General features: G+C 49.6%; 14 protein-coding genes. 5 read left to right on the top strand and 9 right to left on the bottom strand.

The genetic code is table 11. The features are described from left to right. The coding region (locus BFF42_RS03830) for an IS1 family transposase (protein ID WP_032277379.1) at positions 1 to 159 on the bottom strand (159 nt) is incomplete at its 3' end. Positions 160 to 421: 262 nt separating this feature from the next. Here BFF42_RS03830 and hokA point away from each other — a divergent pair. Continuing rightward, the gene (gene hokA, locus BFF42_RS03835; RefSeq protein ID WP_001135724.1) at positions 422 to 574 is read left to right on the top strand and encodes a type I toxin-antitoxin system toxin HokA; all 153 of its coding nucleotides are present in this window, start codon (positions 422 to 424) and stop codon (positions 572 to 574) included. Here the strand turns inward: hokA and BFF42_RS27185 are convergent. The 3 genes from BFF42_RS27185 to BFF42_RS03845 all read right to left on the bottom strand — a co-directional run bounded on the left by BFF42_RS27185 (position 563) and on the right by BFF42_RS03845 (position 1,543). Next, the gene (locus BFF42_RS27185; RefSeq protein WP_212732943.1) at positions 563 to 622 is read right to left on the bottom strand and encodes a hypothetical protein; all 60 of its coding nucleotides are present in this window, start codon (positions 620 to 622) and stop codon (positions 563 to 565) included. The genes hokA and BFF42_RS27185 overlap by 12 nt on opposite strands. A gap of 138 nt (positions 623 to 760) precedes the next feature. After that, positions 761 to 973, bottom strand: a complete 213-nt coding sequence (gene cspE / locus BFF42_RS03840) for a transcription antiterminator/RNA stability regulator CspE (protein WP_000014594.1) — start codon at positions 971 to 973, stop codon at positions 761 to 763. Between the two features lie 279 nt (positions 974 to 1,252). Continuing rightward, complete coding sequence (locus tag BFF42_RS03845; protein WP_004987407.1) at positions 1,253 to 1,543, bottom strand: HTH-type transcriptional regulator; 291 nt, start codon at positions 1,541 to 1,543, stop codon at positions 1,253 to 1,255. A 432-nt stretch (positions 1,544 to 1,975) separates the two neighbouring features. On the opposite strand from BFF42_RS03845, the gene BFF42_RS03850 reads away from it, so the two are divergent. After that, entirely contained in the window at positions 1,976 to 2,686 is a 711-nt protein-coding gene (locus BFF42_RS03850) for a DUF3053 domain-containing protein (RefSeq protein WP_004987320.1), read from the top strand. Positions 2,687 to 2,735: 49 nt separating this feature from the next. On the opposite strand, the gene ghrB is transcribed toward BFF42_RS03850, so the two are convergent. After that, positions 2,736 to 3,710 (bottom strand): glyoxylate/hydroxypyruvate reductase GhrB, encoded by a 975-nt coding sequence (gene ghrB / locus BFF42_RS03855; RefSeq protein ID WP_000805027.1) that lies wholly within the window; start codon positions 3,708 to 3,710, stop codon positions 2,736 to 2,738. Positions 3,711 to 3,813: 103 nt separating this feature from the next. Beyond that, positions 3,814 to 4,473 carry an OmpA family lipoprotein gene (locus BFF42_RS03860; protein ID WP_000747617.1) on the bottom strand — a complete coding sequence of 220 codons (660 nt, stop codon included), beginning with the start codon at positions 4,471 to 4,473 and terminating at the stop codon, positions 3,814 to 3,816. Between the two features lie 152 nt (positions 4,474 to 4,625). Here BFF42_RS03860 and bisC point away from each other — a divergent pair, with 152 nt between their 5' ends. Then, positions 4,626 to 6,959, top strand: coding sequence for a biotin sulfoxide reductase (gene bisC, locus BFF42_RS03865; protein ID WP_000013907.1), 2,334 nt, complete (start codon positions 4,626 to 4,628; stop codon positions 6,957 to 6,959). Here bisC and BFF42_RS03870 read toward each other — a convergent pair. Then, positions 6,928 to 7,368, bottom strand: a complete 441-nt coding sequence (locus tag BFF42_RS03870) for an N-acetyltransferase (RefSeq protein ID WP_000617481.1) — start codon at positions 7,366 to 7,368, stop codon at positions 6,928 to 6,930. The genes bisC and BFF42_RS03870 overlap by 32 nt on opposite strands. Beyond that, positions 7,365 to 7,928 (bottom strand): DNA-3-methyladenine glycosylase I, encoded by a 564-nt coding sequence (gene tag, locus BFF42_RS03875; protein ID WP_000438948.1) that lies wholly within the window; start codon positions 7,926 to 7,928, stop codon positions 7,365 to 7,367. Before tag ends, BFF42_RS03870 begins: the two co-directional genes overlap by 4 nt. A 157-nt stretch (positions 7,929 to 8,085) precedes the next feature. Between tag and BFF42_RS03880 the strand changes: the two genes are divergently transcribed. Next, a complete protein-coding gene (locus BFF42_RS03880; protein WP_001296791.1) occupies positions 8,086 to 8,784 on the top strand; it encodes an autotransporter outer membrane beta-barrel domain-containing protein in 699 nt (232 codons plus the stop codon). A gap of 227 nt (positions 8,785 to 9,011) precedes the next feature. Continuing rightward, positions 9,012 to 10,214 (top strand): L-lactate MFS transporter, encoded by a 1,203-nt coding sequence (locus tag BFF42_RS03885; protein ID WP_000189025.1) that lies wholly within the window; start codon positions 9,012 to 9,014, stop codon positions 10,212 to 10,214. Between the two features lie 141 nt (positions 10,215 to 10,355). Here BFF42_RS03885 and BFF42_RS03890 read toward each other — a convergent pair. Further along, on the bottom strand, positions 10,356 to 10,589 hold a 234-nt coding region (locus BFF42_RS03890), incomplete at its 5' end, for an IS1 family transposase (protein WP_024170645.1).

Consider the following 10,589-nt stretch of genomic DNA (forward strand, 5'->3'; position numbering starts at 1 on the left):
GTGCGTACCGGGCTGAGAGGCGGTGTAAGTGAACTGTAGTTGCCATGTTTTACGGCAATGAGAGCAGAGATAGCGCTGATGTCCGGCAGTGCTTTTGCCGTTACGCACCACGCCTTCAGTAGCGGAGCAGGAAGGACATCTGATGGAAATGGAAGCCACGCAAGCACCTTAAAATCACCATCATACACTAAATCAGTAAGTTGGCAGCATTACCAGATTTTTTTAGGATTATATCAAGGAGAAGAAACAAACTTATTAAGCTAGAATAGCTACGGGTGCTTGAGACTGTTTGTCTCAGGTATTCACCGAAAGGCAGACAGAGAAAAGCCCCACCTGACTATAAATCAAAGTGAGGCACCCTATGCCTGAACACCATAAGGTTAGCCTCTTACTCGTTGGAAATCAACACAGGGGGCTGGGAATGCCGCAAAAATACGGATTACTTTCATTAATAGTGATTTGTTTCACGCTTTTATTTTTCACCTGGATGGTAAGAGATTCACTGTGTGAATTGCATATTAAACAGGGGCGTTATGAGCTGGCGGCATTTTTAGCCTGCAATTTAAAAGAGTAAGAGTCTTCGGCGGGAAATTATTCCCGCCTTTCTTACGGCGTTGCGCATTCTCATTGCACCCACATTTATTCTTCACAAAAATAATAATAGATTTTACTACGCGATCGATTATTTATTTCCTGAAAAAAAATAAAAAAATCCCCGCCAAATGGCAGGGATCTTAGATTCTGTGCTTTCAAGCAGAGATTACAGGCTGGTTACGTTACCAGCTGCCGGGCCTTTAGCGCCGCTTTCGATGGTGAAGGACACTTTCTGACCTTCGTCCAGAGATTTGTAACCATCGTTCTGGATAGCAGAGAAGTGTACGAACACATCTTTAGAGCCATCGTCAGGAGTGATGAAGCCGAAGCCTTTGTCAGCGTTGAACCATTTTACGATACCAGTCATTTTACCGGACATAGTGTATTACCTTTAATAATTAAGTGTGCCTTTCGGCGATATGGCGTGCTTTACAGATTTTGAAGCGTTAAAGGAATGTGCACTACGAGGGGTATCAACGATAACTCTTGAAGGGACTTGCCTTACTACACTGCTTTAATGGTCTGTACGTCAAACCGTTGATGTGCATTAAGCCACGCATTGGCGGGTGATGCAACAATTATTTTTCATATTTATGATTAATCGGTTGGAAAACGGTCCTGTCATCAGGACGTAAACAGCAATAAAGTGGATAAAAGTCTATTCCATCAACTGCTTACTTAATGCCGGGTTGGCTTGAATCAAACGCATCAATTTTAGTTCGGCACTTGAAGGCTTCACGCGTCTGGATTCCCATTCCTTTACCATGGCGACTGATATGCCCAAAACCCGGGCGAAATCATCGATTTTTAACCCTGTCCCTTTTCGTAACTGCTCAATTTCGGTACAGGACGTTGTTCTGTGCGTCAGGGTAATTTTCTGCGTTTCATCTTTAAAAACAATCTGTTCCAGGCTGCTCAACAGCTCATGCATTGGATCTTTATATTCCATTGAAAACTCCTCAAATCACACTGCGGGATCGTGAATTGCATCGAAGCTCATTAAGAATAGTCGGGAAAAGCAGACACAGCGGGGTGAAGTCAGGGCATGCTCTGGCTATGATTCGATTCAGCCAGTCATTTAGCGTGACTTATAGCCACCTAACGATCTGATAAATGCCGATATATCTCTTACCACTCCTGTTTTGTAAAGATTTCGAAAATCTAAAGTTCTGCGAAGGCGTAAATCTCGGGCTACAAAAAAGCAACGGCAATATCATTTTTTAACAATGAAACAACAAATTAACCTTGTTTCATTTTCTCCATGATTTTACCAGGAAGATTACGTAGAAAGGGTATCCTGCAAGCCTGTCCTGGACTATCCTTGTCACGTCAGACACGCGTGTGTCGTTGTGCGCTTTTTTTGGGTGAAAGGAGTAAGAAAATGGCGACAGGAAAGTCCTGCTCTCGCTGGTTTGCGCCTCTTGCGGCGTTATTAATGGTAGTTAGCCTGAGTGGGTGTTTTGATAAAGAAGGCGATCAGCGTAAAGCGTTTATCGACTTCCTGCAGAATACAGTGATGCGTAGCGGTGAACGTCTACCAACCCTGACTGCCGATCAGAAAAAACAGTTTGGTCCTTTTGTCTCTGATTACGCGATTCTGTATGGTTATTCTCAGCAGGTGAATCAGGCGATGGATTCCGGTCTGCGCCCGGTCGTAGACAGCGTTAACGCAATTCGCGTACCGCAGGATTACGTTACGCAAAGCGGTCCGCTGCGTGAAATGAACGGTTCGCTGGGTGTGCTGGCGCAACAACTGCAAAATGCGAAGTTGCAGGCCGATGCTGCGCACTCTGCGCTAAAACAGACCGATGATTTGAAACCGGTCTTTGATCAGGCATTCACCAAAGTGGTAACGACGCCAGCTGATGCATTGCAACCGTTGATTCCGGTTGCACAAACTTTCACGCAACAACTGGTGATGGTTGGAGACTACATTGCTCAACAAGGTACTCAGGTGAGCTTTGTAGCAAATGGTATCCAGTTCCCGACTTCGCAGCAGGCAAGTGAATATAACAAACTGATTGCGCCGTTACCGGCACAACATCAGGCGTTTAATCAGGCCTGGACTACAGCAGTTACTGCAACCCAATAAAGAGTAAAAGCCCGAGCGATTATCGGGCTTTACTTCACGCAGTCGCGGCTTAGTCCGCGACGTGCGGATTCACACAGTTCTTCTCAACCTTTCCTTGTAACGCATCAATCAAATTATCCACGGCACAGGCGGCCATGCCATAACGCGTCTCATGGGTGGCAGATCCAATATGCGGTACTGCGACGACGTTGGCCATTGAGAGCAACGGCGAATCTACGGACAGTGGCTCTTGTTCGAAGACATCCAGCCCGGCGGCGTGAATTTCGCCTTTCTGCAATGCTGCGATCAGTGCATTTTCGTCAACCACCGGGCCACGTCCGGCATTAATGAAAATGGCGGAGGATTTCATTTTGGCGAATTGTTCTGCGCCAAACAGATGATGCGTCTCATCAGTTAACGGCAGGATCAGGCAAACGAAATCTGACTCTTGTAACAGAGTATCCAAATCGCAGTAGCGGGCGTTGAAGCGTTCTTCTGCTTCTTTATGGTGGCGGCGCGCGTTATAGAGGATGGGCATGTTGAAGCCAAAGTGCGCACGTTGTGCCAGCGCCATGCCGATCCGTCCCATCCCGACAATGCCCAGTGTTTTATGGTGAACGTCAGTGCCGTACCAGTCCGGGCCTATGCTCGCGGTCCATTCGCCTGCTTTTACCCGTTCTGCTACCTCCACAACCCGACGAGCGGTAGACAACACCAGCGCCATCAGCGTATCGGCGACGGTTTCTGTTAATACGGTTGGCGTGTGCATCAGCAGAATTTTTCGGGCGGTAAGCGCATCGACATCAAAATTGTCATAGCCGACGGAGATCGTTGATGTGGCACGCAGTTTCGGCATTTTTTCCAGCAATGCGGCATCTACATTCTCGTTTGAACCCAGTAAACCTTCAGCTTCGGCAAAAATTGCTGCATTTTGTTCGACGGTTTGTGGGCTGAGGTTTGCCACCTGGTGAACGGTGAAATGCTCTTGCAGGCGTTGCAGTAAATCATCAGGTAAGGCTTTGTAGAGGATAACGGACGGCTTCATGCTTCTCTCCATTCACTGATAAGGCGCTCACCTTAGCCTGAAATATGATGAAGGAAAACTGAAGAATGCTAGGTGATTTCTGCATCACCTGGCATGAAAGGGATTACAGCGGGCTTAAGGTAATTTCTACACGGCGGTTTTGCGCCTTACCTTCTGCGGTGCTGTTGCTGGCGATTGGGTTAGCCGGGCCAAGGCCCTGAGTACGGATGCGGCTGGCGTCCACGCCCTGGGTGATCAACGCGCTGGCAACAGAATCCGCACGCTGCTGGGAGAGACGCATGTTCAGGTCGTGACCCCCCGTGCTGTCGGTATAACCAATCACGTTAACCGCCGTTTTCGGATACTCTTTCAGCACCATTGCCACGCCGGTCAGGGTGTTAGCGCCTGCCGGTTTCAGGGTCGCGCTGCTGCTGTCGAAGGTCACATTGTTCGGCATATTGAGGATAATGTTATCCCCGCTGCGGGTTACGCTAACACCTGTGCCGCGCATTTTGTCACGCAGCTTCGCTTCCTGCACATCCATGTAATAACCCACGCCGCCGCCCAGAGCTGCGCCTGCTGCTGCGCCAATCAGCGCGCCTTTACCGCGATCTTTCTTCGAAGAAGAGAGCGCACCAATACCCGCGCCCACGAGAGAGTCCAGACCTGCGCCGATAGCAGATTTGCCTGCTTCGCGTTCGCCGGTGTAAGGGTTAGTTGTGCAGCCAGATACCGCCAGAGCGCCACTCACTACGGCGGCAATAAGATAAACACGTTTCTTCATTGTTAATCCTTAATAACCTTTTTATTCTTTGCCACGGGTTCCGTGGCGGGAGATTATGCCGCGTGAACATGAAGATTATTCCTGGGAATACTCGGAAATTTGTAAGTAATATTTAACTGCTCAATACATCTAACCTTTCAGGAGTCTTCGGTTTGGCCAACTCATCCTCACGATATTCCGTTCTGACTGCCGCCCACTGGGGGCCCATGCTGGTTGAAACCGACGACGAAACCGTGTTTAGCTCGCGTGGCGCGTTAGCCACAGGAATGGAAAACTCCTTGCAGAGCGCGGTTCGCGACCAGGTTCACAGCAATACGCGGGTACGATTTCCAATGGTGCGCAAAGGCTTTCTCGCGTCACCGGAAAACCCGCAAGGCATTCGTGGGCAGGATGAATTTGTTCGCGTGAGTTGGGATGAGGCGCTGGATCTTATTCACCAACAACATAAACGCATTCGTGAGGCTTATGGTCCGGCATCGATTTTTGCTGGTTCCTACGGCTGGCGTTCAAACGGCGTGCTGCATAAGGCCTCGACATTATTACAACGCTATATGGCGCTGGCAGGCGGTTATACCGGGCATCTGGGGGATTATTCGACCGGTGCGGCACAGGCGATCATGCCGTATGTCGTGGGTGGCAGCGAAGTTTATCAACAGCAAACCAGTTGGCCGCTGGTGCTGGAACATAGCGATGTCGTGGTGTTGTGGAGTGCTAACCCACTCAATACGCTGAAAATTGCGTGGAATGCATCTGATGAGCAGGGGCTTTCTTACTTTTCCGCACTGCGTGACAGCGGGAAAAAGCTGATCTGTATTGATCCAATGCGATCGGAAACCGTCGATTTCTTTGGCGATAAAATGGAGTGGGTGGCACCGCACATGGGCACCGATGTTGCGCTGATGCTGGGGATCGCCCATACGCTGGTGGAAAATGGTTGGCACGACGAAGCGTTTCTGGCGCGTTGCACCACAGGTTATGCCGTCTTCGCCTCTTATTTGCTGGGCGAGAGTGACGGAATAGCCAAAACCGCCGAATGGGCGGCAGGGATTTGTGGGGTTCACGCAGCGAAAATTCGCGAGTTGGCGGCTCTTTTCCACCAAAACACGACCATGCTGATGGCTGGCTGGGGAATGCAGCGCCAACAGTTTGGTGAGCAAAAACACTGGATGATCGTCACGCTGGCGGCAATGTTGGGGCAAATCGGCACACCCGGCGGCGGTTTTGGTCTTTCTTATCATTTTGCCAATGGTGGTAATCCCACGCGGCGTTCTGCGGTGCTCTCTTCCATGCAGGGTAGCTTGCCGGGTGGCAGCGATGCGGTAGATAAAATCCCTGTTGCCCGTATTGTTGAAGCACTGGAAAACCCTGGCTGCGCATACCAACACAATGGCATGAATCGCCTCTTCCCGGATATTCGCTTTATCTGGTGGGCGGGTGGCGCCAACTTCACCCATCATCAGGACACTAATCGCCTGATACGAGCTTGGCAAAAACCGGAGCTGGTAGTTATCTCCGAATGCTTCTGGACGGCGGCGGCAAAACACGCGGATATCGTTCTGCCTGCGACTACCTCTTTTGAGCGTAATGATCTCACCATGACCGGCGATTACAGTAATCAGCATCTGGTGCCGATGAAGCAAGTGGTGCCGCCACGCTATGAAGCGCGTAATGATTTTGATGTTTTTGCCGAGTTAAGTGAACGCTGGGAGAAGGGCGGTTATGCACGTTTTACGGAAGGAAAAAGTGAGTTGCAATGGCTGGAAACGTTTTATAACGTTGCCCGACAGCGCGGGGCAAGCCAGCAGGTTGAATTGCCGCCATTTGCTGAGTTCTGGCAAGCCAATCAGTTAATTGAGATGCCGGAAAACCCGGACAGCGAGCGGTTTATTCGCTTCGCTGATTTTTGCCGCGATCCGCAGGCGCATCCATTAAAAACCGACAGCGGTAAGATTGAAATCTTCTCGCAGCGTATTGCCGATTACGCTTATCCGGATTGCCCGGGGCATCCAATGTGGCTGGAGCCGGACGAATGGCAGGGCAATGCCGAACCGGAACAGTTACAGGTACTTTCTGCTCATCCGGCGCATCGTCTGCACAGCCAGCTGAATTACAGTTCTCTGCGCGAATTGTATGCGGTGGCAAATCGTGAGCCTGCCACCATTCATCCTGACGATGCCCTGGCGCGCGGCATTCAAGATGGCGATACTGTTCGGCTGTGGAACGCACGCGGGCAAATTCTTGCCGGAGCGGTCATTAGCGAGGGAATTAAACCTGGCGTGATTTGTATTCACGAAGGGGCATGGCCGGATTTGGATTTAACCGCTGACGGTATTTGTAAAAACGGCGCAGTCAACGTGCTGACCAAAGATCTCCCCAGCTCGCGGCTGGGGAATGGCTGTGCGGGTAATACGGCGCTGGCATGGCTGGAAAAATACAACGGTCCGGAACTGACACTTACAGCGTTTGAACCACCGGCCAGCTCATAATCCAGGTGGGTAGTTGGGTTTCATCCTGCCATGCGCAATCGACAATGTGAAAACCCTGCGCCTGGTAAAAATTTATCGCCGGTTGATTTTTTTGATAAACCTCCAGCATCAGGTGGGGATGGCGCTGCTGCACATATTGCATCAGCGCCTTACCAATACCGCGCCTGACGGCCTTCGGTGCGACAAACATCGCTGCCAGAAATCGGCCTTCCATAATGCTGACAAAACCGAGAAGCTTACTGTCTTCTTCCCAGACCCAGTTTTGCGCATTGGCAAGATACGCATCCCGCACCAGCGGAATGCAATCACGCCAGTAATTCGCTTTTATAAAGGGATGTCCCCAGGTTGTACTTTCCAGCCACAGTTCGAGGATCGCGGGGAGTTCTGAACGTTGCGCTTCCCGAATCATGGTTTATTTCCCGGATAGCAACAGCAGCCAACCACATGATCATTCACCAGCCCACATGCCTGCATAAAGGAGTAACAGATTGTGGTACCGACAAACTTAAAACCACGTTTTTTCAGTGCTTTAGATAGGGCGTCGGAGGCGGGCGTAGATGTGGGGATTTCGCTCAACGTTGTGGCTTGTGTCACCTGTGGCTGATGATTTACAAACGACCAGACAAAGTCGGCAAACGGTTCGCCGTTCTGTTCCATTTGCAGGTACGCCCGCGCATTACCAATAATTGCCTGAATTTTCCCGCGATGGCGGATAATCCCGGCGTCCTGTACCAGTCTTTCTACATCCTCTTCCTGCATTGCTGCGACCTTCACCGGATCGAACTGATGAAAGCAGGCGCGATAGTTTTCGCGTTTTTTGAGGACGGTGATCCACGATAACCCAGCCTGCTGCCCTTCAAGGCAGATCATTTCGAACAGTTTTTTACTGTCAGTTTCAGGCACGCCCCACTCATTATCATGGTAGGCAATATAAAGCGGGTCCTGACTCACCCAGCCGCAACGTTCCATACTTTCCCTCGCTATGTACCCGATCGTAAAAATTTCAGCCGCTTTTCTTGACGCATCGGTGAAAAAGTCAATATTTAATACAGGGCTACTATGCCCGATATCCTTCATACAATGACAATAATATTGCCGAATTCGGCTCTTCCCTGGAGTCGTGTTAATGATCATAAAAAAAAGCGGTGGTCGCTGGCAGCTAAGCCTGCTGGCGAGCGTGGTAATCAGTGCCTTTTTTCTCAACACAGCTTACGCCTGGCAACAAGAATATATCGTTGATACGCAACCCGGACATTCCACAGAGCGTTACACCTGGGATAGTGATCATCAACCTGATTACAACGATATTTTGTCGCAACGTATTCAAAGTAGCCAAAGGGCGCTGGGACTGGAAGTCAATCTGGCGGAAGAAACTCCTGTGGATGTGACCAGCAGTATGAGTATGGGCTGGAATTTTCCTTTATATGAACAGGTTACAACCGGCCCGGTCGCGGCATTACATTACGATGGCACAACCACCTCGATGTATAACGAGTTTGGCGACAGTACTACCACGCTGACCGATCCGTTATGGCATGCCAGCGTGAGTAGCTTAGGCTGGCGTGTTGACTCCCGGCTTGGCGATCTCCGACCCTGGGCGCAAATCAGCTATAACCAGCAATTTGGCGAGAATATCTGGAAGGCGCAATCAGGCCTGAGCCGGATGACGGCGACAAACCAGAACGGCAACTGGCTGGATGTCACCGTAGGCGCTGATATGTTGCTCAATCAAAATATTGCCGCCTATGCCGCGCTAACTCAGGCAGAAAATACCACTAATAATAGCGACTATCTGTATACGATGGGGGTTAGCGCCAGATTTTAACGTAACAGTCACAATTGAAACCATTGAATAACAATAGTTGCGGTGATAGTGTGTGCTAACTTACAAATAATAAATTTGGTGAATAATTGTCGCGTCATTCATTCCTGAACTAAGGCATTTCATTCCGTTCTGATGGCATTTCATGCCGTTTTTCCCCAGGCATAAAATGCACTTCGTTATGGTTGTCGGCAGAGATTTTTCCTTTTTATTACTGCAGGAATACTGCCATGACACCTTCAAATTATCAGCGTACCCGCTGGCTGACACTCATCGGTACTATCATTACCCAGTTTGCGCTGGGGTCGGTTTATACCTGGAGTCTGTTTAATGGCGCGCTTTCTGCCAAGCTGGATGCGCCGGTAAGCCAGGTCGCTTTCTCTTTCGGCTTGTTAAGTCTGGGGCTGGCAATTTCATCTTCTGTTGCGGGGAAATTACAGGAACGTTTTGGCGTTAAACGCGTCACTATGGCTTCCGGCATTTTGCTAGGATTAGGCTTCTTCCTGACAGCGCATTCTGACAACCTGATGATGCTGTGGTTAAGCGCCGGTGTGCTGGTCGGTCTGGCGGATGGCGCGGGTTACCTGCTGACGCTCTCTAACTGCGTGAAGTGGTTCCCGGAGCGTAAAGGTCTGATCTCCGCGTTCGCTATCGGTTCTTATGGTCTTGGTAGCCTGGGTTTCAAATTTATCGACACGCAGCTGCTGGAAACGGTGGGTCTGGAAAAAACATTTGTGATTTGGGGAGCGATTGCGCTGGTGATGATTGTTTTCGGCGCAACGTTAATGAAAGACGCACCAAAACAGGAAGTGAAAACCAGCAATGGTGTGGTGGAGAAAGATTACACGCTGGCAGAGTCGATGCGTAAACCGCAGTACTGGATGTTAGCGGTAATGTTCCTGACTGCCTGCATGAGCGGCCTGTACGTGATTGGGGTAGCGAAAGATATCGCCCAAAGTCTGGCACACCTTGATGTGGTTTCCGCAGCCAATGCAGTAACGGTTATTTCCATCGCTAACCTTTCAGGTCGTCTGGTGCTGGGCATTCTGTCTGACAAAATTGCCCGTATCCGTGTTATCACCATTGGTCAGGTGATTTCGCTGGTGGGTATGGCGGCCCTGCTGTTTGCACCATTAAATGCAGTGACGTTCTTTGCAGCGATTGCCTGCGTGGCATTTAACTTTGGCGGCACTATTACCGTCTTTCCATCACTGGTCAGTGAGTTCTTCGGCCTCAATAACCTGGCGAAAAACTACGGTGTGATTTACCTCGGTTTCGGTATCGGTAGCATTTTTGGTTCGATTATCGCCTCACTGTTTGGCGGTTTCTATGTGACCTTCTACGTGATTTTCGCCCTGCTGATTCTGTCATTGGCGCTTTCTACGACGATTCGTCAGCCAGAGCAGAAAATGTTGCGTGAGGCGCATATTTAGAAATATGTTGCTACTGAAATAAATACGAGGAGGGAGACTTCAAAGTCTCCCTTTTTTATGGACGCATATTAAAAGAACAATAATATTCATACCACAAATATATTTTATTTATTTATATATTATGTAGGTAATGACTCCAACTTACTGATAGTGTTTTATGTTCAGATAATGCCCGATGACCTTGTCATGCAGCTCCACCGATTTTGAGAACGACAGTAACTTCCGTCCCAGCCTTGCCAGATGTTGTCTCAGATTCAGATTATGTCGCTCAATGCGCTGAGTGTAACGCTTGCTGATAACGTGCAGCTTTCCCTTCAGGCGTGATTCATACAGCGGCCAGCCATCCGTCATCCATACCACGACCTCAAAGGCCGA

It is taken from the genome of Shigella sp. FC1661 (genome assembly GCF_001712525.1).
Taxonomy (GTDB): Bacteria; Pseudomonadota; Gammaproteobacteria; order Enterobacterales; family Enterobacteriaceae; genus Escherichia; species Escherichia coli.

What these genes read in the sequence shown, in the direction of transcription:
- BFF42_RS03880 (WP_001296791.1), top strand. Translation starts at nt 8,086, where the DNA reads ATGATCATAAAAAAAAGCGGTGGTCGCTGGCAGCTAAGCCTGCTGGCG.
- BFF42_RS03845 (WP_004987407.1), bottom strand. Translation starts at nt 1,543, where the DNA reads ATGGAATATAAAGATCCAATGCATGAGCTGTTGAGCAGCCTGGAACAG.
- ghrB (WP_000805027.1), bottom strand. Translation starts at nt 3,710, where the DNA reads ATGAAGCCGTCCGTTATCCTCTACAAAGCCTTACCTGATGATTTACTG.
- BFF42_RS03870 (WP_000617481.1), bottom strand. Translation starts at nt 7,368, where the DNA reads ATGATTCGGGAAGCGCAACGTTCAGAACTCCCCGCGATCCTCGAACTG.
- cspE (WP_000014594.1), bottom strand. Translation starts at nt 973, where the DNA reads ATGTCCGGTAAAATGACTGGTATCGTAAAATGGTTCAACGCTGACAAA.
- BFF42_RS03885 (WP_000189025.1), top strand. Translation starts at nt 9,012, where the DNA reads ATGACACCTTCAAATTATCAGCGTACCCGCTGGCTGACACTCATCGGT.
- BFF42_RS03850 (WP_004987320.1), top strand. Translation starts at nt 1,976, where the DNA reads ATGGCGACAGGAAAGTCCTGCTCTCGCTGGTTTGCGCCTCTTGCGGCG.
- hokA (WP_001135724.1), top strand. Translation starts at nt 422, where the DNA reads ATGCCGCAAAAATACGGATTACTTTCATTAATAGTGATTTGTTTCACG.
- tag (WP_000438948.1), bottom strand. Translation starts at nt 7,928, where the DNA reads ATGGAACGTTGCGGCTGGGTGAGTCAGGACCCGCTTTATATTGCCTAC.
- BFF42_RS03860 (WP_000747617.1), bottom strand. Translation starts at nt 4,473, where the DNA reads ATGAAGAAACGTGTTTATCTTATTGCCGCCGTAGTGAGTGGCGCTCTG.